Genomic DNA, 23206 nt, shown 5'->3' on the forward strand with positions numbered 1-23206 from the left:
ATCTAAAGATGTTAATAAGGAGGTGATTCATATTCCAGTATTAGGTTTTTCTGCATACGGATATAACACAGAATATGAATCCCCTACTTCACCAGTAAGGGATTTTTATTATGGAGAAATGAACCATGCTATTTTTGATGAGATTCACATTAGAGAGCGTGTAGATGTACCATTCACTTCTCAAAAAAACACATGGCAATTAGACACACGGCTACTTGGAACTTTTAAAGATACTCTAGAAATGGGTAATATTTTTGCAAGCGGCTTAGAAATAGTTGACATCATCATTAAGCGTAGGGAAATAACAGAAACAGTTGATACTGTATTAGATGTAATTCCATTTAAAAATGATGAGCGCATGGTGTGGACAGATCATACACAAGGCAATAGAACTTATATTTATTCTATCGTACCTAGAGCTGAGAATGGTTTGGAAGCTAAACCTAATTCAGTTGAAATTACTAGCGATTTTGTTGGTTATTATCTTATTGATCATGATGGAATAGGAAATCCAAATGAAAATCATGTAGTAGCCTTTAATCAATCATTAGAAAGTTCTTTACAATTTGCATTACAGCTAAATCAAGGTCGGACTGAACTGGAAACAATGACTAAATATAGACGTGTTTTCTATACCTCTGAAAGCTACCACACTTTTCAGCTACAGGGAGCCTTCATTCCTGAAGAATGGGAAAGAAGCGGTCAAATGTATGAAAGGTTTTTAAATAATATGATTTATAAACATAAACCATTAATCATAAAGGGATCTGATGGTTTATTGTTCGTTGCTGATATTCATTCCCCGCAAAGAGAAGTTCCACAAAACGCTTATACTGGTTATGATTACTACACTTTAACCGTTTCTGGAATGGAGAGTTATGATTACAAGCAATTTTTAGAAGATAATAGTGGACTTGAAAGGAGTGAATCTTAGTGATTTCTGCTCCTTCTGATTTTCTTTCTTCGATGAGCGCTTCTAAGGTGTTTATGCATATTAAATTAGAATTCTATGATTCACAAATGAATTATATTGACGAATTCACAAAATACCTTACTACTGATGACTTAGGGTTCTTATCAATAGATAAGAACCGCCCTATTCGCAGATCTTTTTCATTAACATTTGATAACAGTGATAACATTTTTGATTTTGGTGATGATAAGTTAGTTTGGCTGGATAAAAGAATGAAATTATATATTGGTCTTGAGAATCGCAATAAAGAAGTCATTTACATTCCGCAAGGTGTCTATTTAATTTCTGAGCCAATGCAGCAACATACACCTCAAGGTAAAATAGTCACTATTAATGCAATCGATAAAATGGCTTTGTTCACTGATAAACGTGGTAAATTTGTAAATAATTACACCATAGAAGAAGGTGTTTTAATTACAGATGCCATTAAAGCAATTGCCTCACAAGGTCAATTTGGAGTAGCTGAAACGCTATTTAACTTTGATGAATTAGAAGATAAGGATGAAGATTTTACTTACACTGATGCCGATGGATTAATTCATAAGCGAAATTATGCAAGAGTCCCATATGAGCTGACTTTTGAGGGAACTGATAATCGTTACAATGCATTAGAAGAATTAGCTAAACTCGCTAATTGCACTATTTTTTATGATGAATACGGATATTTAAGACTAAGAAAAATTGATATTAATGATATGATGAACTCTTCTTCAGTTTGGACATTTTATTATGGAGATGATAATGAAAGGTATTATGCAGGTACGGTTAGAACCCTGTCAGAAGAGAGTATCGCAAATCATATACGTGTTCTAGCCGGAAGCTCAGAAACAGCTAGTTATTTTTATGATTTAGAAGTAAATGAAACTGAGCCATTATGGGAAGGAAACCCCTACTCTGTTCAGAGAATAGGCAGATATAGTTATTTTCATAATAATGGGAGTCCCGATCCAGTATTGTTAACACTAGAAGATTGTATTAATCGTGCAAAATATGAATTAATGAATCGACTTGGTTATACAGAGAGAGTACAGTTAACGCTCTCCCCTCATTTTTTATTGGATACTGGAGATATTATTGAAATTGAAGATGTTAATTCTGGGGTGACGGGAAGATATTTAATTGAATCTATTAGTATGCCTCTGACTCCACAGATGATGACTATTGAGGCAAAAAAGGAAAATTTAGTTATATCTGACTGGGACTTCATTTAGGTGATGGATTATGGATAACAATCAAACAAATAAATTAATGTTCCAATCAGAAATAGTGGATTTAATTCAAGAGCTAGTAAAAGATGAAATTAAAAAACAGAAACTTCATTCTACTGAGCACTTTGGTAGAGTAGAACGAGTACTAGGAACGAATAAGCTTAGAGTTTATATTGATGGGCAACGTCAAAGCCAAGTAATCAGAGCTAATCCTGATGTTAACTGGAAAATTGGCGATGAGTGCCACATTATGTTTAAGAACGGAAATCCTCTTGATAAAGTAGCTTACATGAGAAAAAAAGATAATCGAAGTTTTCTATTAGATGAAAATATATACACCGTAAATATGCAAGTTGTAACAGATAGAAATGGTAATGAGCTAAAAATATAGAAAGGAGGTAACTAAATGGCTTTTCACAAAGATTTAAGGGGTGAAGATCTTCATTTTTCACGAATCTTGGTAGGTACGGTGTCCCCTGTTGGGTTTGTTAAACCTGATATTGATGGTGAGATTTATTATGACTTGAGTACAAGGTCATTATATATTAGCACAGGAACTAACACAGATGATTGGTCTGTAGATAAGGTTGGTCTACTTAATCAATTAACTACTTCTCAAAAAGCTTCAATTGTATTAGCAATCAACGAATTAAAGACCACAACTGATAACAAGCTAGATTCAGTTCAATTCATAGAACATGCTAATAACAATGAGATTCATGTAACGCAAGAAAAACAGGATTACTGGGATAGTAAAGCTGAAGGTGTTCACACCCACACTGAATCCGACATTGTTGATTTAGATAAATACACTCGTTTAGAAACTGATAGCCTACTTAATGAAAAGGCAAATTTAATTCATGTACATAAAGAAGAGGACATTACTGATCTAGATAAGTATAGTCGTCAGGAAGTTGATGATTTCCTTCATGATAAGGCAAATCTTGTTCACACACATGTTGAAGCAGATATTTTAGATCTTGATAAATACACAGTAAAAGAAGTGGACGACTTACTTCAGCAAGTCTATGACTTAATTGGTGACTTCAATGACATTACTCAAATGGAGTATGATGACTTTCATAATTTAGTTGATGCAATTAACCACGCATTAGAATTATCTAGAAACGCTGCTCCCCTATTACATACTCATTTGGAATCGGACATTACTGACCTCGATAAATATAGCCGTGAAGAGACAGATGAGTTATTAAATGAATTAAGAACTGAAGTAAGCAATAGAACATCATGGGAGGAATTTCATTTATAAGGAAAGGAGGGAAATGAATGGATATAAAGTTTAAAGCCTTATTGCAGTCTAACCTATCTGCTTCAGAAGAGTCAGGTACTATTTCATTTACAGATGAAGGTAGATTATATATAGCTACATCCTCTGAAGAAGATAATCAACTAGAAATAACAAATTTAATTTTTACTGAGTCGTTACCTGAAACGGGATTAAAAGATAAATTGTATTTAAATGTATCAGATAACACAATTAGCTATTATGATCATGTAATTAATAAATGGACTCAAGTTATCAATCAAATAGATTTAAGTGATTATTATACAAAAGAAGAAATAGATAATATGCTTATTTCAACTGGAACCCAATATAAAGACATGGTGTTTATGTTAGGTGATGAACTTGAGACTGGAGTTCAACCTTATACAGAGCACCTATTTTTTTATGCGGGAACAATCGAAAAAATTTATGTAACGACGGGTTTGGAGTCAGCAAATACTTCAAATCTAATCTTTTCTCTACAAAAGCGAGTGGGAACTTCTTGGGTAAATGTTGATGTAATGGAACTTCAATTAGATGAGTTTTCAAAGGTATTTGATGTTAATGAACCCATCAATAATCAAAGACTTCGTATTAATCTAATCAGTGGTGATTACGCAAACGTTACAAATATGACTTTAATCGCTCATATAAAAATAAATTAAATAAGGAGTATGATGTAAATGGCTATCGAACCAGTAGTTGGATTTTACAACAGGGAAACGAATATCGATCTAAGTGTCGAGGGTTGGACAGTTGGAACAGTTAAGGCAGATACAGAGTCAGAAGTTTTACCTTTAAGAGTTTGGAACAATAAAGGCGGAGAAGAATTAGCTTCTACAATGCAAGATTGTGAATTGTATATTTTAGATGAAAATGAAGTTAAACTTCAACCAATTGTAACCGAAGGATGGCTCAAAGGTTTATGTGCAAGTTTAGGGGATACGGAATTTATTACTATTGACGATCAAACAGTGTTGAATATTGGATCTAGCGAATCTGATACTTCTAATTATGATATTTTTGGAGACATTAATGACGGTGAAGATACAAACATTCGAAATTTTGCTGATGTCGATTTAAAATTTGCTGTTCCTTTTGGAGCAACTCATGGTCAGAAAGGCTTTAGCGTAGCCGTAAAATATTTTTATACATAATTGATGAGGGTTGTATATTTTGCAACCCTTTTATAATTGAGAGGGGATTTATTTTGAGATTGATGAATTGGTTTGCAGAATATGACAATGAACGCCTAACTGAAGAAAAAAATAATTTTAATGATATAAATAAAAATAAATTAATTAAATTTGGAATGACTGGAAACGGAACTACCTTTACACACTACATAAAGGACGGATATTTCAAGATAAATCAAAATTACGTCCATTTTTTATTAGATGACAGTTTAATTGGGAAAACAAATGACATAATTAACTACAAAGAAAAGATTCAAATTACTGATATCTTAAGCAATAACGGAAAAACCAAATCAAATATTATAGGTTATTATACTGGCTTTAAAACTGAAAATAATGACTTTAAAGATATAGAAGTGTTGTTTTGGGCTGACTTTGCTAATAAACAATTAAAGGTAAGATTGAGATTAACGCCCGTAAATAAACTAGAGTGTGATTTTAATGTAGTTATTAATGGGAAAATGAATGAGAAAAAACTGCTATTTGAAAATCTACATGAAAGAAAAGAGTTTAGTTTTAATATTTAATTCATCGGGAGGTGAATAAGAATGGCGCTTCGTGTTGAGAATATTAGATTCTCTAAAACAAATTTGAACCTGCAAAATGATGACCACTTGACTATTCTTGCAGACATTATAGTAACGGGAGTAAATGAAAGTGACGAGGGATGGAATAATGTTAATTATTCTGTAATTGTAAATAATTATGATGACTCTGGCTCAATTATAGCCTCCTCCCCTACTTCATTCTACATTCCTATTTCCGAGTTTGATTTTGGTGATAATCAAGTCACTACTAGAATCGAAAAAGAGAATGATGTTTTTGAATTTACTTATAATATTATCGGAGAAAATAGAGATACGTTTACATATCTTAGACGCTTTCAGTATGATGAATCATTATCTATTTCTGGAGATGTAGAATGGCGTATTGGTGAAGGAATTGTTTTAGATGGGTCAGGCGAAGTTCAACTGGAAATACCAACAGAAGGAAAAGCAAAATTAAAGAGCGTAATGTTTAATGCAATTGACGATCAAGATAATCGTATTTCTATCCATAAAGATTTTACTATAAAAGAAGAAGTAGACAATGGTGATATCTATAAATTTGACATTGATTTAAATAAATTTAAACATATCAGCTCTTTAGATATCATAGAAAGTCAGGAAGAAGTAGGATTAAACCTAAATGTTTTAGCTGAGAGCAAAATAAGCTACCTTTTTTCTAAAGATGAATTGGAATGGAAAGGTTATTTAAATGGAGAATGGGTTACTGATTATCAGATGACTAAAGATGAAGTTGAATCATTAACTTCTGTTGAGTTCAGAGAGTTGTTTGGTAATAAAATACATACTGAGACAGTATTCGTCAAAGCATTATTATATAGTGAAAATCCTTATATTATTATGATGAGATCTGCTGAATTTGATTATAATAGCAATCAAGCTCCGTGCATCTTCAATGCTTCCATAACTCCAGATCCTATTCATGATGAATTTGCCACTCTTACAGCGGATATTGTGGATTATGAAGGAGACGCAATCGAGTACAGAGTGCTTATAAAGAAAAGTGGAGAAGAAGATTATTATGTCGCTAATGATTGGGAAAGTAGATCTAGTGAAACATCAATTTCACGATCATATAACTACCCTTATTTTAATGTTGGTGAGAATTTAATAAAAATTGAAGTAAAAGACCAAAGAGGAGCTATCTCTGAGTGGATTGGGAATATTACCTTCATTAACTCTTCACCTAATATTGTCTATACATACAATGATTTTTCTGTTTCAGGGACAATTTATGATGATGATGGTGATGATGTTACTTATCGTGTATATATTAATGAAGAAATGAAGTTTGATTATTTGCCATTCCATCCTTCTCCACGAACTTTCTTCTATGAATGGGAATCATCTGATGTAAAAATTGATGATTGGAACACTATTAAAGTGGAAGCAAAAGATTCTTTAGACGATGAAGTATCTATAGAATTTATGATTATGGGAAGATATAAAGGATTATTATTTATGGATGAAAATGGAGAATATTACACTACAGACAAAGGTGATTTATTGAAGATGCTAAATATAGACACCTTGATTGCTGGTCAAACTTCGGATGTCAAAAGAATAACACTTAAAAATTTCTCCAATTATGCAATTGAGGATACAGTGATTACTACTGACAGATACGAAATGCCAGACAATGCATTTATTAAATTAGATTTTAATAATGATCCTTTTATACCCAAAGATTCTTTATTGATTAGTGAGATATTAAATAATGGAGACACAAAAGACTTTTATGTTGTTATCCAAACTGAAATCGGTAGAGGGAAAATGGGGTCAAGATTTAAAATTAATGCACAAGCCAGTCAGGTTAATTAGGTTGATTGGAGGTTAAAAGTGGATGGAAATGAATTAAATCTAAACAATGAGATGTTTGGCGAAGTTGATATAATTGGCACTCGGACTAATCTGATTCAAGGATCGCTGACTGTAAGAATAGATAGCAGCAATAAAATTGATGGATTGTTGGACATCCCATTATTTTCAAAAGATAACCTATTACATGGAGAAATTACAGTCAAAAGAGAATCAATTGCTTCATTTAATGGTTCTATAATGATTGATGTTACCAACTTTATGTTTGGCGAAGTTGATATATATGATACTCCTGAGAACAGACAATATGGGATTTTAGTAAAAGATAGTTATACACTCTCAACTCATCCTAATATTAACTATGGTCAAGATAGCATTCTGTATTTTTCAAATGACAGTACCGTATTCCTTGAGTATTCTTTTAGTGCTAATCAGTTTGAGCTTTTTTATCCTGAAAATGAGTTAGATGCTCATTTATCAATTTATTTAAATAGAGCATTACAACAACCGGCACAAGGCGAAGTCTACTTGACCTCTACTCATTGGTTTGAAGATGCTATTACAGATTCCAATAAGCCTGACGTAGAGCATGTGTTATCATTTGATGTCCCTTTGAACTATATCGGATGGATTGACATTCCAATTGGGAATTTGTTAAAAGATTACAACAAGTTATCCTCATTTAACTTTGCTCTAGCCGTTAAAATAAATACTAGTAGCTTCACCCGCTCTCCAAGCAGGGAAGGAAGTTATGAACTCTCACCAAAATTATATTATAAGTATAATTACATCCCCCCTACTCTACGTGTAAGAAAAATATATGGTGAAATTGTTGTACGAAAAGATAGTACAGATAAATTTAATGGCTATTTAGAAGTCGATAGCTCTTACAATGAAGAAAAATTAGATGGGATAATTAGTGTTCCTAAATATAATGGATTGAGAAGCTTTTCAGGTAGCATGTTCGTTATTCAAAGACCAATCGAATCAAAGCTCGAAGGTGTACTAAATATTCCACTGCTTGAGCAAACAAGTCTTTTTAATGGAACAATTAGAGTTTCAAAAACTAACGAGGATTATTTGTACGGTAGTTTAAGCATTCCTTTGTTTAGTAATGAAAGATTATTTAATGGAACATTAACTGTACAAAAAGAAGAAATATCACTTTTAAATGGTGATTTATCTATTCCATTATTTGAAGATGTAAGCACTCTACAAGGCTCAATTACAATAGAAAAAGAAGAAATAAATTATCTACAAGGTCAAGTAATAATACCCATATTTGATGAGTTGCAATCCTTTAGTGGCTATATAACTGTTGAGCAAGTATCTACAATAAAAATAAGTGGATTATTAGATGTTCCATTATTTGAAAATGTAAGCATATTACAAGGGACAATTATAGTTGAAAAGCAAAGCGTAAATTATCTACAAGGTCAAGTGATAATACCTTTATTCGATGAGTTAGATTCTTTTAATGGCAACTTAACAGTTGGGCAAGTTTCTACTATAAAAATAAATGGGTTGTTAGATGTTCCATTATTTGAAAATCAAAGTCAATTTGATGGAACTTTGGATGTTCAAGAAATGTGGAATTCGTTATTTGACGGTATGATTGATATACCTTTATTCCAACAAAGTGCAAGTTTTGATGGAAGCCTCTCTGTGATGCCTGTAAACATAAGCATGTTGAAAGGAATCATTAGAGTTTCATCCGGTAGGAGAAGTCGAGCATATGTGTATATTATGTGAACATGAATAGTTGCATAAAAAATTTTTAAATTCCTATTAAACATCTACTACCTTCGTCCGATATAATTACTGTAAGTTAAAATATAAACATCATGGAGGATGTCTAATGGGATTAGTCATTGGTCGCAAGGAAGGCGAAGCTATAATTATTGGAGATTTAATTAGAATTGAGGTTTTTGAAGAAAATGGATTATTGCGCTTAGATATTGATGCTCCAAAGGAGATTAATATTGTTAGGGAGGAAATTTATAATCCAAAGAATAAAAATTCTTCAAAGGCTCTTTATGAGTTTGCAAAAACTCATGAGAAACTGTTCAAACCCTCTTCTATTGAGGAGGTTTGAAAATAAATCAATTGGGGACTCACGGATGAGGTAAACCCCTAACACACGGAGGTAGAAAAGTATGATTATCAACAACAACATTCCAGCATTAAACACGTACCGTCAAATGGGTATTAATCAAGGCGGCGCACAAAAGGCAATGGAGAAACTTTCTTCTGGTCTTCGTATTAACCGTGCTGGAGACGATGCGGCAGGTCTAGCGATCTCTGAGAAAATGAGAGCGCAAATCAGAGGTTTAGATCAAGCATCTCGTAACTCGCAAGATGGTATTTCAATGATTCAAACGGCTGAGGGTGCGCTTCAAGAAACACAAAATATTCTTCAGCGTATGCGTGAGCTTGCTACACAAGCATCGAACGACACAAATGTTGAAGTAGACCGTAACGAAATTCAGAAGGAAATTAACCAATTAACTTCTGAAATCAACCGTGTCGGTAACACAACAGAGTTCAATACACGCAGACTTTTGAATGGCGACTTATCTTCTTCATATGAGGTAAGCCCATCGATTACGACTCCCGGAGAAGTGGCTAATGTAGTTAAGGCTATTGATCAAACAATTGCAGTAGGTGATGAACCTGTTTCTTGGTCAGGTACATCTTCCGCAGACTTTGAAATTGGTATTACTGGTCAAGCTGACAACGGGTTTGATTTTGGGGCGCTTAATACAGGAGAAACAAATGAACTAGTAATTACAAGAGACGGAGATGCATTTAAAGTAGACTTCGAAGGTACTGATGGTTCAGGGAGTACATTAGCAATCACAGCCGACAGTGTAGCTTTTGATCCTGCGACAAAGACATATTCATACGATAATCAAGGCATTAGTTTCTCCTTTACCCAAGAAGATATTGAAAATTGGGAAGACGGTGATGCTGTAACTATCGACTTGAATGTTATCGCTGATGCTAATGCTAATGATGCAACAGGTACACATAGTTCAGTTGCAGAAAAGACACCTTTGACTATTGGTGGAACAACAGGGGATGCTTCAGCTACAATGTCAGATATTGATGTTGATGGCGACAGTTCTTTATTGCTTGAGGGTGTTGATAGCTTTGAAATTGAATGGGATGAAGCTACAGCCACTTTTACAGCCACTCTTTTAGCAGGAGGAACTCAAGTATCGGAAACAACTTTTTCACTAGCTGCTGGTGATACACTTAATTATGATGCAGATGGAATTTCCTTTACTTTTACAGCTACAGGTGATACTGATGGAGATGGTAACATTACTGGATCATTCTCACTTGAAACAGATACTTTTGAAGTAGAAACAAAAGAAGAAGAAGTTGAAGCGGCAGTTGTTGAAGATCGTTCTTTGTCATTCCAAATTGGAGCAAATCAAAACCAAGCACTTAAACTGGCGATTAATGACATGCGTTCTGAATCGCTTGGTGTAAGTTCGACTGGTGATACAACTCAATGGGTTGAGATCTCTAGAGGACATGAGTCATTAATTGAAGCTGGTACAATGATTACTGGTGATGATGCAGTTGCAGAAGGCTTAGATGCAGATAAATTTTATGTTCAAGCAACTTTCACATCTGGTAATGATGTGACAGACGGTACTAATGCCGCAGGAGTAGAGCGTGGTTTGTCAATGGAAAGCCATGAGTCAGCGGCGGCGGCAGTTACAATTATTAACGATGCAATTGAGCGAGTATCAGCAGAACGTTCAATGCTAGGTGCTACTCAAAACCGATTAGAGCATACAATCTCTAACTTGAACAACTCTTCTGAGAATCTTCAAGCCGCTGAATCCCGTGTGCGTGACGTTGATATGGCGAGAGAAGTAATGGAAATGACTAAGAACAACATTCTTTCTCAAGCTTCTCAGGCTATGCTTGCACAAGCGAACCAAGCACCACAAGCGGTTCTTCAATTACTTGGATAAAATGTTTTTCAAAAGACACTCATTACGAGTGTCTTTTTGTTTTTCTTTAAACACAGTGACAATGAATTGTTTGAATAATATTATAAGTGCTAATTAAAATAGAAAGGTTGTGATTTAATGAGTCCAATACCAGCAACAACTGGTCAACTAAGAACAAAAATACAAGACATGGAAATCGGAGATTATATTGTATGTAAATATCAAGCATCAAGCGGTAATGTGGGTACATTTAGTGAGTTAGGGTATTCAACAGCAAGTGAAATTCCAGTAGAAGGATCTGCTTCACCTGATGGGACGTTTTATTTGGTGAAAGCTGAGAAAGGGTTGTTGATAGCTGATAGAGTTGTGCAACATAGTATTTCATGGGATACGCTTAATGCAGGGGGGATGATTCAGCCTTCAAGTTTGCCTATTATGAAGTTGCCTGATCCTGATGAATTGCCAACAGGAAACGGTCAATCAACTTCATTTTCACCTGATGGGAATTATTTAGCTGTAGCTCATAGCAGTTCACCATTTGTCAGTATATACAAGCGAAATGACGATACTTTTATCAAACTACCTGATCCAGATATTTTACCAGCAGGTAATAGTAGAGGAGTATCATTCTCGTCTGATGGAAATTATTTAGCTGTGGCTCACGATGTTTCACCATACATTACAATTTATAAGAGGAGTGGTGATAATCTTACGAAATTACCTGACCCAAGTGAATTGCCAACAGGTACAGGATACGGAGTATCCTTCTCACCAGATGGTAATTATTTATCTGTGGTGCATGTCGGTTCACCATATATTACCATTTATAAGAAGAATGGCGACACTTTTACAAAACTACCTAACCCAAGTGAATTACCAACGGATACAGGAGTTCAAACCTCGTTTTCACCCGACGGAAATCATTTAGTAGTGGGGCATAACACTTCACCATTTGTCACTATTTATAAGCGTAATGGCGATAGTTTTGAGAAATTACCTGATCCAAGTGGATTGCCAACGGGTACAGGACGCGGATTTTCCTTCTCACCTGATGGGAATTATTTAGCTGTGGTACATTCTGGTTCACCATTTGTCAGTATATACAAGCGAAATGACGATACATTTACTAAGCTACCTAATCCAGATATTTTACCGACAAACATAGGACGAGGAACCTCATTTTCATCAGATGGGAATTATTTAGCTGTCGCTCATTCTATTTTACCCTCTATCACCATTTATAAAAGAAATGGTGATAATTTTACAAAGTTGCCTGATCCTGATGTGTTGCCAATAAATATAGGATGGGGAACATCATTCTCACCAGATGGCAATTATTTAGCAGTAGGTCACGATGAGTCACCATATATTACCATATACGACTTCCATCAAAGAAAAATCCGATCAATCACTGGCGGAGTTTCATATGCTGACGAAAACGGAAATAAAAGTTTATCAGATCAAGGATTTGGAGCATTCCCTACAACCAATGAGTGGGATAAATATATTGTTAATTTTCCAGAGAATTTAATTGCAGATGGAGCTACGTTAGATGATGTGTTTCATTGGAGTAAATGCTACACATGGACACAAGACACACCAGATGTCAATATCCAAGGCAGAGCATCCGATCAAAGAGTTAGAAGAGGAAGCTTGAATGCAGGTCATACGGGATTTCCATCTTCTTCATTAGACCCTTCTAATACTGGATTCAGACCCGTTTTTCAATACAAAGAAACACAATAAATCAATTACTTTATTTACAAGAGAGGTGATATAAATGGCACAGGTAGGCGATCAATTAACTCAGCCAGAGGAAGGCTGGAAGCGTGTAGAAGATACAGACACCTCAATTAAATATATCGGCACTTGGCACAGTGCTTCTAATAGCACTTTGTATAGTGGAGGAACAATGAAGTACACAGACGAATCTGATTCTTCTGTGTACTTCATGTTTAGTGGGAATAAAATCAGATTGATTGCTTATTCTAATAGTAGGGGTAACGATAGTGTTATTGTGAAAATTGACGGTGTAGAATATACATTTAGCATGAAAGTGGGTTCAGTTAGCCCTGCGTTAGTTTTTGAAGCATTAAACTTAACAGGTTCGGAGCATGTATTTGAATTAATAGCGCCATCTTCAACAGATACAAATAATCAAGTGAGAATAGATGCAGTAGATATTGATATAAATGCGTATATATATCAACCTCCAGCTCAAGTTGGAGATCAATTAACTGCACCTGAAGAAGGTTGGAAAAGATATGATGACACTCATCCAGCTATTAGATACGAGGGAGATTGGATCAGATGGGATTTAACAGGGGTTTATAATAATATATTTCACTATACTAGCGATGAAGTTGGAGAGGTTCATTTCTCATTCTATGGTGATAAAATTAGATATATTGGTAGAATTTGGAGTTCTCATTATTCAGATGGATTAGAAGCTTATATTGATGGAGTGTTAGTTTCTTCGTTTTCTCAATTGGGGGAAGCCAATACTGAACAGGTATTGAACTTTGAAAAAACTGGATTAGATTTAGGAAAACACAATGTTGTTGTCAAAAGAGCTTCAACATCAGATACAGCCAATTTTATGATAGACGCAATCGACATTGGAGATAACGGTAGACTTCTTCACCCTGACGAAGTTACAGACGTCAGAGACTTAGATATTGGCAAACGTATCAGATGTCACTACACAGCTAAACCTGATGAAGTTGGGTATTTTTATGGATTAGGAAAAGAACATTATGTTGATGGAATAAACGACTTTATCCCTCCTGAAAGTACGAATGAACCTGACGGTGACTTTTATTTTATTATGGTTGATGATGAGTTTGATGGAAGACGGAAGTTAATAGCCGACAGACCGATTCAGAATGAGATTAGTTGGGATACGTTGAATAGTGCAGGTATAGCGAGTGGTAGTGGTATTGAGTCGAATGTTCTTTTTTTTGAGTTGCCTGTCATTTATTCAAATGATTCGGATACAATAAGCGTTAGAGCATCATCAGAAAATGATTCAAATTTATATATGGCATGGAGAGCATTAAATCCACAGACTGATACTGCATATGGATGGGGGTCAGATTCCTCTTTGGAAATGCCTCAATGGTTAGAAATTGATTTAAAGTCTTCTAAGAAATTTAATTCTTATTCCTTCACAACTCGTGACGCAAACGTAGAATCACAGCCATTGTCTTGGAATATAGAAGCAAGTAATGATCAGTTAAATTGGGATATACTAGATAGTAGAACTTCTGGTATTGTGCCGAATTATACAAGGAGGAGTTTCTTTTTTGACAATAATAAAGAATATAGATATTATCGTATTAATATTCTTGAGTGTAGCAGATCTTTTGTGGTAATTCGCGATCTATCGTTTTCAGAAAGCGAAAAGTATTCTTCTTCAACAATTAGACTTATCACAGGTGGGGTTAATTCTTCTGATACCGACAATGAGTGGGATGAGCATATCGTAAACAGTGATTTGAATGGTACAATTACTCCCGGTGATGATGATGTATGGAACTGGAGTGGTAAAGGAGCAGGAAACAGGCAAGCATGGACTACGACAACTGTAAGTGGTAGCCCTTCCAATCGAATTGCAAGAGGAGCTTCAACAAATATAAGTTTGTCTCAAAGCATTGCTACTAATAATTTGTCGATAAACAGAGTATTCCGCCCCGTACTCCTGATTGACATACCATCATTATATAAAAGCCTAATTTTATACAACAATCATTACTATAAATATGATAATATTTCACAAGTTTGGATTGACTTAGGTGTAGTTCCAACTGAGATATCCGCCAAAGAAACACTTTTCCTTGAAGAAGGAATGGATGATTTAACAGGAATTGATTCTAATGTATTAAAACAATTAGAAGATGATGTTTTATATCTCCATACATATAAACCAAAATAATTCAGTTTTAATTATTAGAAGGAAAGGATGATTTAGTGAGTAATGAGCAATTATTAATTAAGTCGAACGCCATAACTTATCATGAATCTGGATTTACAGGTAAACGTGCTCACATCGTAGTCTTAGATGGCAATACAGACGGACATATACATGGTTCATCTTCTGTACCACAAGTATTTGCACCTGATGCTAAAATAGTTCACTTTCGTTTCACAACTACTCAGGGGAAGCAAGATGCTTATGAATACATAGAAGAAAATAAAGATGACATTGATATTATAAATGCAAGCTTAGGTGGCACTTCTATAGCCTCCCAATCTTTTTTGCCATTAGAAAAATATAATATACCTATTATAGCTGCATCAGGTAATAACGGTAATGAAGATAGAATTTCATATCCTGCAAGATATGAGTGGACTATTGCTATAGGTGCTTATAATAATAATTTAAATACTGTAGCGTCTTATAGTAATGGCGGAGCCGAACTTGATGCTGTAGCTTTTACGAATGTTCGTATTATAAATTTACTTGGCTATGAAATTTCATTTTCAGGAACCTCATGTGCAGCTCCCACTACTTCTGGGTTGCTTGCTCTTGTAGCTGATTACAGAAAGTCGAAAGGACTGCCTCGTTTAAATACCGAACAGACTCGTCAATTTATCTATCAGAATTGTATAGATAAGTACGAGAAAGGATTCGATTATCGAAGTGGATGGGGTTTATTTATACTTCCACCTTTTAATGAATTAGAAAAAGAATTATCTCATAGTGAAATTCCTCTTCCCAATCCCCTTACTCCACCAATTGAAGAAGATGGACTAAAACAACCTGCTCAATTTACAGATATTCAGAATCATTGGGCTAAGTCTTCTATTGGATGGGTGTCGGCTACTGGATTCATGAATGACTATCCAGATCAAACCTTTAAACCATCTCAGCCAGTAAGTAGACTTGAATTTGCTTTAATCTTAAGCCGACTAGATGAGGTTAAAAACTCACCTTTCAAAGTAAATAATATTAATTTTATTGATTATCAGCAGGGTGATAAATATTATTCTGTAGTTGAAGAAGTATGTCGTAAAGGATACTTAGGTGGATATACAGATGGGATATTCTCTCCTAATGAAATTCTGCCAAGAGAACAGTTAGCAATAATTTTAATGAGATTATCTTCTGTAGTTAATATGTCACCCGTTAATCAAGCAATTTCATTTAAAGACGTAGTTAGTCATCACTGGGCAAAAAATTCAATTACAAACGTTCAAATTAGAAATGTTATGAATGGAGTATCTCATGATGAGTTTGGAGTTGGTAAGCCAGTTACAAGAGCAGAAATTGCAGTTATTTTATATCGTTTATTTAAATAGTCAGAGGAGAGAACGTTGATGTCTGAGTTCGAAAAATGTAGAGAAAGTGAGAGTCTACAAATGCAAATTAACCATGTTAAAGAAGATGTGGAGGACTTGAAGGAATATAAGAAACTTTACATGGAAAATAATATGGCTTTGGTAAGAAATGTTGAAAGACTGACTACTCTTGCAGAGAAACAAGATGAAAGAATGGAACGACAAGATAAACGCATGGAAAATCAAGAAAGAAAAATTGAAGCCATTCAAAAGAAAAATAGTGATGAAATTACTGGCTTAAGGCAAGAAATTCAAAAATCTAACGAGTTGAATATCACTTGGTATCAGAAGTTTATCGGTTCGACTTTCGGTAAGATCTTTAAATATATGTTAATTATTATTTTGATTTTATTAGGAGTAAAAATTGCAGGAGCCGATATACTTAAATTTTTATAACAAAGGAGCATGATCATTTATGATTGAACTTATTCAGCCGTACTTTGTAGAAATTACAGTAGGAATTATTTTAGGTTTATTTAGTATTGTAACCACAATTGCTCTAAAGCTTTATGAGACTTTTAAGCAATCCACCCTTTCCAATAAAAATGTAAAAGATCATGAATATTTATGGTATTTAGCAAATACTGCATTTGGATTTATCGAGCAAACTATGAAAGGTAAAAAATCTCAAGATAAATTATCTGAGGCTATTCTTTATGTATCAGAGCGATTAAAACAAAAGAATGTTGAGGTTGAAGAAATTGAAATTAGAGCTGCGATTGAGCGTGCAGTTACAGAATTCAATAAAGACAAAAAAGGTGATAAATAATGAAAGTGACTGCTGATTTTCAGCCCTACCCTAATGGATTACAAGAAATGAGAATTCCATTGGAGGATGAGAAGTATTTAATTTTTAAAATCAATAAGGCTAATCCCCCAGAAAACGAAGAAGATGAAGTTGAAACTCAATCAACTTCACTGCGTCTGCATGATACTTTTGAGATTTTGTATTTTGATAGTATCGAAGAAGTCTCTTTACTTGAATTAGAAAAAACTGAAGCGACAACGCTACATACGATTATTAGAGATTTTGTAAGACTAATGGATAAGTAATTTTATAATCCCTCTTGATAGTTAGTCAAGAGGGATTTAATTTTGGAGGAATGAAATGAACCTACAAACATTAATTGATAGAAGTCAACTTAAGCTAGATAATGTTCATCCTTATATAGCTGAAAGGGCACTGGAAGTTGTTAGAAAGTCATATGCCGAAGGTATATATGTACAAATAACTCACGGATATCGTTCAATTCAGGAGCAGGATGCTTTATATGCTCAAGGAAGAACAACGAGCGGGAACATTGTAACAAATGCCAGAGGTGGATATTCATATCACAACTTTGGGTTGGCTGTTGATTTTGTTGTGTTGGATAGTAATGGTGCTGCTAATTGGACAGTTGATAGTCGATGGAAGCGTGTAGGTGCTATTGGTGAATCATTAAGTTTAGAGTGGGGAGGCAATTGGTCGAATTTTAGAGACTATCCACATCTACAGTATACTTTTGGGTTAACAACAGCACAACTTAGAGCTGGTCACAGACCACCAAATACATCAGGAATAATCAATATATCTCCTAACACAAGTGGACAGATTAAATTAGGATCTCGTGGAGATAAGGTAAAAGATGTACAGCAATCTTTATCTAACTTAGGATACAGTGTAGGAGTTTTTGATGGTGTATTTGGCGATAAAACAAATGAAGGCGTAAAACAATTTCAACGTGATTACGGTTTAGTTGTAGATGGAATAGTTGGCAAGCAGACATTAGATGCCATAACTAAGGAGGAAGATAAAATGAAAGAAAAAATTGAAAAACTAGAAAAAGAGCTTTCAAATTTAACCACGATGATTAAACAAGGAGCTTCACCAGAACCTAGTAAATGGGCAAGTGAAATGTGGGAAGAATTACGAATCAATGGATATTTTGACGGAAAGCGACCTAAAGGGTTAATCACAAGAGAGGAATCTGGACAGGTTATTAACCGTTTGAGAAAGAATTTACTTAATCTTATTGTAAATAATCAAAAAGAATTGGCGAATCAGTCTGAGACACTTGAGTCTCTAGAAGCTAAATTAAAAGAAATTGAGAAAGAAAACTCTTAATTCTTTTGCAGGAAATACCTTTTCATGATTTCTTCCACATAAGTCCTCATTGCATAACCCATATATCCCACTTCTCTCTGGTATCCCTTATAATGGACGGAGTATCTTAATTCATTAACTTTGTGTATTTTAATCCCCTTCTTATTCATTTCTACCTTAACATCCCTTAGATCTTTAGATAACTGAATAATTTTTTCATCGATTAATTCTATATAAGGGGTCTTAATTTTAACTTCTGATTGTTTAATCTTATCCTTGTCTCTTTCTAAGACTTTACGAGCGAGGGATAAGAAAATATACTCGTGAACTATAGCTGCTATCTCTTTATCCATTAGTTCTTTCATCGTATCACCTCATTTTAATCCTTTCCGCTTCAATTATATAAGAATATACGTTCTATTTTCAAGTAAAAAGAAGAGTCATTAATTAATGACTCTTCTCTACTAAAGCATTAGCAACTCCCCATGCTTTTTCCCGTTCCTGCTCAGATAAAATGATTGGATTAGAAGCCTTATTAACAATCATTTTCTGTAAACTTCGTGTAATTCGCTTCCCATTTAAAATAGTAACGGTCAATCTTGTCAGCTCATCTTTAATGATCTTATCGTCTGCACTCTTTCCATATGCGACCTCGACAATATCATTAATTGAGGGAGCGCCTTCATACTTTACATATTTCCCCTCATTATTACTCCATGTGCTATATTCTCCCTTGTAATAGGTGTGATAGCTTATTAAGGCATCTAAATAATCATTTAAACTCATGTGCTTATAATTTAAGATGCTCATCCTTCCAATAGTTGCAGAATCCATAATAAGCACATTTACAATGATATTTTCTTCTTTGAGCGATTGAAGATGACTTTTAATATCCTCAATAGTACATTCCTTATTTAATAAGTCAAATCCATTATCAAAAAGTGTGGGCAATCCTCTACCATCCACAGACCAAAACAGAAATACCCTTCCGTCAATAACATATCCTTGTTGTTGAATTAACCATTTCAGTGCATTATGACACTTTTGCGATGCTTCATAGCTTACATTGTAGGCTTGATCTGCAATGCCAAATAGTCTTATGGACTTTGTATTAGAGGAAGAGATGATTTTTGCGCGATCACCTGAACCTCGAATACCTCTTGGATGCATTCGTGTCTTAGGTAAAGTTTCGCCAGTTATATAGCAAATGTCATCTTTACCTAATTGAGTATTGTAGAATTCAATAAAAGAGCTAAAAAGCGATTTATCTCTCCAAGGAAATTCTAGTCCTAATACATTGAAGCGCACAAATACTTTATTTATATTTGGAATTTCCACTTGTGAATATAGAGGGGATTTTTCAGAGATTAATGATGAGTGTTTCCTTTCCCATTTGTTAATTAATTGTCCGTTTTCGTCTAAATGAAGTAACTTGCTTTTCACTAAGTCATTAATCAGAGATGATTCTTTAACATAGGCGTAAGTGGCTTCAACATGTTTGGTGGCAAATCCTGATTTTATCCATTGTCTTAGTTGCTTCAAATAAGTTGAGTATTGTTCTTTATTGTTAAATTCTTCAGTGTATTGTGCTAAGTCTCCAGCTATATACATTAAATTATCATGTAATCCGTGAGGAGCAGATCCGCTTGAACGAGAGGCGGATTCTTGAGTGCATGGTATGATAGTAAGCCGATCTTGACTAGGGATAATGGTTGCGGAATGGAAATTGCCTTCTTGGTCAATTGTGACCTCTACATGTGCAGTTTGAGTTATATGCGATATAGGTAATAATGTATATTCTGAGTTGTATTTATTCTTCTTAAATACTCCCACTTGATCAATGTTTTCATCATAAGTCTTATAAAGCTCCATCAAAAAAGTCATCTAACTCCTCCTTTTTTATAGGTAAAATTGTACAGACTTCATAGGACTAATTTTCTTTAAATTTGAAAAATATTGGTTATTTAAAGCATAACAAAAGCTTCTTAATATGTAAATATGTAGCCCCATAAAAATAAGGAGGAATGGCTATACAATAATGGATTACCCTCCTCCCTATCGATGTTTTAAATTTTCAGATGTGACCCCAAAGTAAAATCAGTTCAATGGAGATTAGAATTGTAGAAGTTTATCACGAGCTATGAGGTCTTCTCCGTCAATTACCTTAATTCTAATCTCCATTGAGTTAATTTCCACTTCAACCACTTTACCTATTATTTCCTCTGTTGATAAGTTTTTATACCTCATATTTAACATTTCTAATAAGAATTCTTCGTCTACCTTATTTCTATTACAAGCATCTTTCCCTTCTCTGTCATAAGTCGAACAAACATATATTTGTTTTTTACGTGCCTTCTTACTTTTATGATATTTACCGCAGTCTGTACATTTGATTTTCCGTGAAAAAAGTGACATAAGTAGAAGCCTCCCTGAATAATTATATCAGAGGAGGCTTAAATAGCATATTTGTTATCGTAGAAATTATTCTTCCCAAACTTTTACTTCCTTCATAATATCTCCTTGTTTAATTCTTAACACAGTATCCATGCCCTCTATAACCTGTCCAAAAACAGTATGAACTCCGTCTAAATGAGGTTGTGGTTCGTGCACGATAAAGAACTGTGAAGAACCAGTGTCCTTCCCTGCATGAGCCATAGATAGTGCGCCTGCAACATGTTTGTGTGGGTTCCCCTCAGTCTCACACTTGATATATCCATGTGGCGAAGACCCCGTCCCATTTCCAATTGGACAACCGCCCTGGGCGACAAACCCTGGGATCACACGGTGGAATGTTAAACCATTATAGTAGCCTTCATTTGCTAACTTCTCAAAGTTTTCCACAGTTCCCGGTGCTGCCTCCGGGTAAAATTCAATCACAATCTTTTCTCCGTTTTCAAATTCAATGGAACCTTTTTTCATATGTATTGCCTCCAATTTCTTTTAGATTCACCTTATTGTACATGATTCCCGCCGACATGTGAAATCGAATGGATGACGGGCCGGGACGAAAGCGTGCTGGCTGCATGAACAGCCGGACAAATGACAGAGGGTGGACTGCACCGCTCCTGAAGCTGCTGAAAAAGGGAGATGTTGATTTTTTAGCAGCTTACACGCTTTTACTATTTATGTCCCAGCCGGCATCTCTTTTCCTTCTCAAATCTGCAACATCAGACGCCCGCTATTTTGCGACGTTATTGGCAAGGGGGACATCGAGCCGCAGTAAATCCTGATAGCTTTCCCGTTTAATCACTTCCTGCGCTTCACCGTTCTCAACAAAAATGACCGGCGGGCGCGGAATACGATTATAATTATTCGCCATCGCATAGCCATAAGCTCCCGTACAGAACACAGCCAAAACATCTTCATGGTTGGCATTCGGCAGCGGCAAATCCCAAATCAGCATATCTCCGCTTTCGCAGCACTTGCCGGCAATTGAAAACGTATCTGTCGGCGCTTCATTGGCCCGGTTGGCAAGTATCCCTTCGTATTCCGCCTGATAGAGCGCCGGTCTGAGGTTATCGCTCATTCCGCCGTCAACCGCCAAATAGTCGCGTACATTAGGAATATGCTTCTTTGAACCGACTGAATAAAGCGTCGTACCGGCATCCCCGACAAGCGATCGGCCCGGTTCGATCCAGATTTCGGGCATATCCATCTCAATTTCCGCCGCCTGACGCTTGACTACCTCGATCATCTTCTGGACGTATTCTTCAGCAGGAAGCGGCGTATCTCCTTCAATATAGCGAATGCCGAAGCCTCCACCCAAATTTAACACCTGTGGTGTGAAATCAAACACTTCCCGCCAATGCTTAATCAGTTCAAACATTTTTTCAACCGCCATCACAAACCCGGTAGTTTCAAAGATTTGTGAGCCGATATGACTGTGAACACCGAGCAGGCGCAGATTCCCGTCAGCCTGAGCGACTTCAACAGCCTGATGCACCTGGCCGCTAATCAGATCAAAGCCAAATTTGGAATCCTCCTGTCCGGTGGAAATATAATCATGAGTATGCGCCTCAACGCCCGGGGTGATCCGCAGCAAAATACTCATCTGCACATTCCGTTCAGCGCAAATCCGGCTTAACTCGCCCAATTCATAAAAATTATCGACAACGATGCAGCCAATTTGGGCTTCGACCGCCATTTCCAGTTCCATGAGACTTTTGTTATTGCCATGAAAATGGACTCTTTCCATCGGAAAACCGGACTGGATTGCCGTATACAGCTCCCCGCCCGAAACGACATCAAGGCTCAGCCCAAGCTCATCGGCAAGCTGGAACATCGCAATACAGCTGAACGCTTTGCTCGCATAGGCGACCTGATAAGGCACCTGTTCCTCGATAAACGCCTGTTGAAAGCTGGCGGCCCGTTTCCGGATAAGAGCAACATCATAAATAAAGAGCGGCGTGCCATAATCGCGCGCTAAGGCAGTCGTGTCAACTCCGCCAATTTCAAGATGTCCCTGATCGTTAATCGTGCTCGTCCCATGTAAATACATACTCGTCCTCTCCTTCATCATCCTATAAAGAAAACAGCTAATGCGACTACACTAGCTGTTAAAAGGGTCAATTCCTAACACCAGAATAGTTCTCCACTGCACCATGCAGTGACAGTCCGCTGCTTCTTCAACAGCGACCCAGCTATGGATGAGTTGGCGCTCATTCCACGCTTCGGCAATAGACCTTTCCACTTTGCTCATCGCTGCCACCGCTCCAAAAGTGTACTGATTCCGCTTGCGCCTCTACCCCAATTGTTTTGAGGTTTAT

General features: G+C 35.7%; 23 protein-coding genes and 1 riboswitch. Of the genes, 18 read left to right on the forward strand and 5 right to left on the reverse strand.

The window, feature by feature from the left end; translation table 11 throughout:
• The first annotated feature begins 22 nt into the window (after window positions 1–22).
• The 18 genes from ABMB67_RS08440 (at window position 23) to ABMB67_RS08525 (ending at window position 18461) form a co-directional block, all read left to right on the forward strand.
• Complete coding sequence (locus tag ABMB67_RS08440) at window positions 23–934, forward strand: hypothetical protein (RefSeq protein ID WP_354571777.1); 912 nt, start codon at window positions 23–25, stop codon at window positions 932–934.
• Window positions 934–2184 carry a hypothetical protein gene (locus ABMB67_RS08445; RefSeq protein WP_354571778.1) on the forward strand — a complete coding sequence of 417 codons (1251 nt, stop codon included), beginning with the start codon at window positions 934–936 and terminating at the stop codon, window positions 2182–2184. Before ABMB67_RS08440 ends, ABMB67_RS08445 begins: the two co-directional genes overlap by 1 nt.
• Window positions 2185–2194: 10 nt before the next feature.
• Window positions 2195–2572, forward strand: coding sequence for a hypothetical protein (locus ABMB67_RS08450; RefSeq protein WP_354571779.1), 378 nt, complete (start codon window positions 2195–2197; stop codon window positions 2570–2572).
• 15 nt (window positions 2573–2587) lie between these two features.
• Window positions 2588–3451, forward strand: a complete 864-nt coding sequence (locus ABMB67_RS08455) for a hypothetical protein (protein ID WP_354571780.1) — start codon at window positions 2588–2590, stop codon at window positions 3449–3451.
• A gap of 17 nt (window positions 3452–3468) precedes the next feature.
• Window positions 3469–4131 (forward strand): hypothetical protein, encoded by a 663-nt coding sequence (locus ABMB67_RS08460; protein WP_354571781.1) that lies wholly within the window; start codon window positions 3469–3471, stop codon window positions 4129–4131.
• 18 nt (window positions 4132–4149) lie between these two features.
• Window positions 4150–4623 carry a hypothetical protein gene (locus ABMB67_RS08465; protein WP_354571782.1) on the forward strand — a complete coding sequence of 158 codons (474 nt, stop codon included), beginning with the start codon at window positions 4150–4152 and terminating at the stop codon, window positions 4621–4623.
• A gap of 53 nt (window positions 4624–4676) precedes the next feature.
• Window positions 4677–5189 (forward strand): hypothetical protein, encoded by a 513-nt coding sequence (locus ABMB67_RS08470; protein WP_354571783.1) that lies wholly within the window; start codon window positions 4677–4679, stop codon window positions 5187–5189.
• A 21-nt stretch (window positions 5190–5210) separates the two neighbouring features.
• On the forward strand, window positions 5211–7049 hold the full coding sequence (locus ABMB67_RS08475) for a hypothetical protein (protein WP_354571784.1): 1839 nt from the start codon (window positions 5211–5213) through the stop codon (window positions 7047–7049).
• 18 nt (window positions 7050–7067) lie between these two features.
• Window positions 7068–8798 (forward strand): CBM96 family carbohydrate-binding protein, encoded by a 1731-nt coding sequence (locus ABMB67_RS08480; RefSeq protein ID WP_354571785.1) that lies wholly within the window; start codon window positions 7068–7070, stop codon window positions 8796–8798.
• A gap of 106 nt (window positions 8799–8904) precedes the next feature.
• Window positions 8905–9141, forward strand: a complete 237-nt coding sequence (locus ABMB67_RS08485) for a carbon storage regulator (protein WP_354571786.1) — start codon at window positions 8905–8907, stop codon at window positions 9139–9141.
• A gap of 61 nt (window positions 9142–9202) precedes the next feature.
• Entirely contained in the window at window positions 9203–11038 is a 1836-nt protein-coding gene (locus ABMB67_RS08490; RefSeq protein ID WP_354571787.1) for a flagellin N-terminal helical domain-containing protein, read from the forward strand.
• Window positions 11039–11155: 117 nt separating this feature from the next.
• Window positions 11156–12763, forward strand: coding sequence for a hypothetical protein (locus tag ABMB67_RS08495; RefSeq protein WP_354571788.1), 1608 nt, complete (start codon window positions 11156–11158; stop codon window positions 12761–12763).
• A 34-nt stretch (window positions 12764–12797) separates the two neighbouring features.
• On the forward strand, window positions 12798–14951 hold the full coding sequence (locus tag ABMB67_RS08500; protein ID WP_354571789.1) for a discoidin domain-containing protein: 2154 nt from the start codon (window positions 12798–12800) through the stop codon (window positions 14949–14951).
• A 35-nt stretch (window positions 14952–14986) separates the two neighbouring features.
• A complete protein-coding gene (locus tag ABMB67_RS08505) occupies window positions 14987–16318 on the forward strand; it encodes a S8 family peptidase (protein ID WP_354571790.1) in 1332 nt (443 codons plus the stop codon).
• Between the two features lie 18 nt (window positions 16319–16336).
• Window positions 16337–16753 carry a hypothetical protein gene (locus ABMB67_RS08510; protein WP_354571791.1) on the forward strand — a complete coding sequence of 139 codons (417 nt, stop codon included), beginning with the start codon at window positions 16337–16339 and terminating at the stop codon, window positions 16751–16753.
• A 19-nt stretch (window positions 16754–16772) separates the two neighbouring features.
• Window positions 16773–17126, forward strand: coding sequence for a phage holin (locus ABMB67_RS08515; protein WP_354571792.1), 354 nt, complete (start codon window positions 16773–16775; stop codon window positions 17124–17126).
• Window positions 17126–17410 (forward strand): hypothetical protein, encoded by a 285-nt coding sequence (locus ABMB67_RS08520; protein ID WP_354571793.1) that lies wholly within the window; start codon window positions 17126–17128, stop codon window positions 17408–17410. Before ABMB67_RS08515 ends, ABMB67_RS08520 begins: the two co-directional genes overlap by 1 nt.
• A 55-nt stretch (window positions 17411–17465) precedes the next feature.
• Window positions 17466–18461 carry a peptidoglycan-binding protein gene (locus ABMB67_RS08525; RefSeq protein ID WP_354571794.1) on the forward strand — a complete coding sequence of 332 codons (996 nt, stop codon included), beginning with the start codon at window positions 17466–17468 and terminating at the stop codon, window positions 18459–18461.
• Here ABMB67_RS08525 and ABMB67_RS08530 read toward each other — a convergent pair.
• The 5 genes from ABMB67_RS08530 to lysA all read right to left on the reverse strand — a co-directional run bounded on the left by ABMB67_RS08530 (window position 18458) and on the right by lysA (window position 22938).
• Complete coding sequence (locus tag ABMB67_RS08530; RefSeq protein ID WP_354571795.1) at window positions 18458–18805, reverse strand: YhjD family protein; 348 nt, start codon at window positions 18803–18805, stop codon at window positions 18458–18460. The genes ABMB67_RS08525 and ABMB67_RS08530 overlap by 4 nt on opposite strands.
• An 82-nt stretch (window positions 18806–18887) precedes the next feature.
• Window positions 18888–20324 (reverse strand): type I-C CRISPR-associated protein Cas8c/Csd1, encoded by a 1437-nt coding sequence (locus tag ABMB67_RS08535; protein ID WP_354571796.1) that lies wholly within the window; start codon window positions 20322–20324, stop codon window positions 18888–18890.
• 228 nt (window positions 20325–20552) lie between these two features.
• Window positions 20553–20855, reverse strand: coding sequence for a recombinase zinc ribbon domain-containing protein (locus ABMB67_RS08540; protein WP_354571797.1), 303 nt, complete (start codon window positions 20853–20855; stop codon window positions 20553–20555).
• 66 nt (window positions 20856–20921) lie between these two features.
• Entirely contained in the window at window positions 20922–21359 is a 438-nt protein-coding gene (locus ABMB67_RS08545) for a peptidylprolyl isomerase (protein WP_354571798.1), read from the reverse strand.
• A 259-nt stretch (window positions 21360–21618) separates the two neighbouring features.
• Window positions 21619–22938, reverse strand: a complete 1320-nt coding sequence (gene lysA / locus ABMB67_RS08550; RefSeq protein ID WP_251223566.1) for a diaminopimelate decarboxylase — start codon at window positions 22936–22938, stop codon at window positions 21619–21621.
• A gap of 78 nt (window positions 22939–23016) precedes the next feature.
• Window positions 23017–23192: riboswitch (Lysine riboswitch) on the reverse strand.
• Window positions 23193–23206 lie beyond the last annotated feature (14 nt).

The sequence above is a fragment of the Halalkalibacter oceani genome (assembly GCF_040544555.1).
Taxonomy (GTDB): Bacteria; Bacillota; Bacilli; order Bacillales; family Bacillaceae_D; genus Halalkalibacter; species Halalkalibacter oceani.

Bases quoted from the DNA above. Each gene is read 5' to 3' on its own strand.
- ABMB67_RS08450 (WP_354571779.1), top strand. From the start codon at position 2,195: ATGGATAACAATCAAACAAATAAATTAATGTTCCAATCAGAAATAGTG.
- ABMB67_RS08455 (WP_354571780.1), top strand. From the start codon at position 2,588: ATGGCTTTTCACAAAGATTTAAGGGGTGAAGATCTTCATTTTTCACGA.
- ABMB67_RS08460 (WP_354571781.1), top strand. From the start codon at position 3,469: ATGGATATAAAGTTTAAAGCCTTATTGCAGTCTAACCTATCTGCTTCA.
- ABMB67_RS08465 (WP_354571782.1), top strand. From the start codon at position 4,150: ATGGCTATCGAACCAGTAGTTGGATTTTACAACAGGGAAACGAATATC.
- ABMB67_RS08475 (WP_354571784.1), top strand. From the start codon at position 5,211: ATGGCGCTTCGTGTTGAGAATATTAGATTCTCTAAAACAAATTTGAAC.
- ABMB67_RS08485 (WP_354571786.1), top strand. From the start codon at position 8,905: ATGGGATTAGTCATTGGTCGCAAGGAAGGCGAAGCTATAATTATTGGA.
- ABMB67_RS08490 (WP_354571787.1), top strand. From the start codon at position 9,203: ATGATTATCAACAACAACATTCCAGCATTAAACACGTACCGTCAAATG.
- ABMB67_RS08495 (WP_354571788.1), top strand. From the start codon at position 11,156: ATGAGTCCAATACCAGCAACAACTGGTCAACTAAGAACAAAAATACAA.
- ABMB67_RS08500 (WP_354571789.1), top strand. From the start codon at position 12,798: ATGGCACAGGTAGGCGATCAATTAACTCAGCCAGAGGAAGGCTGGAAG.
- ABMB67_RS08510 (WP_354571791.1), top strand. From the start codon at position 16,337: ATGTCTGAGTTCGAAAAATGTAGAGAAAGTGAGAGTCTACAAATGCAA.
- ABMB67_RS08515 (WP_354571792.1), top strand. From the start codon at position 16,773: ATGATTGAACTTATTCAGCCGTACTTTGTAGAAATTACAGTAGGAATT.
- ABMB67_RS08520 (WP_354571793.1), top strand. From the start codon at position 17,126: ATGAAAGTGACTGCTGATTTTCAGCCCTACCCTAATGGATTACAAGAA.
- ABMB67_RS08525 (WP_354571794.1), top strand. From the start codon at position 17,466: ATGAACCTACAAACATTAATTGATAGAAGTCAACTTAAGCTAGATAAT.
- ABMB67_RS08530 (WP_354571795.1), bottom strand. From the start codon at position 18,805: ATGAAAGAACTAATGGATAAAGAGATAGCAGCTATAGTTCACGAGTAT.
- ABMB67_RS08535 (WP_354571796.1), bottom strand. From the start codon at position 20,324: ATGACTTTTTTGATGGAGCTTTATAAGACTTATGATGAAAACATTGAT.
- ABMB67_RS08540 (WP_354571797.1), bottom strand. From the start codon at position 20,855: ATGTCACTTTTTTCACGGAAAATCAAATGTACAGACTGCGGTAAATAT.
- ABMB67_RS08545 (WP_354571798.1), bottom strand. From the start codon at position 21,359: ATGAAAAAAGGTTCCATTGAATTTGAAAACGGAGAAAAGATTGTGATT.
- lysA (WP_251223566.1), bottom strand. From the start codon at position 22,938: ATGTATTTACATGGGACGAGCACGATTAACGATCAGGGACATCTTGAA.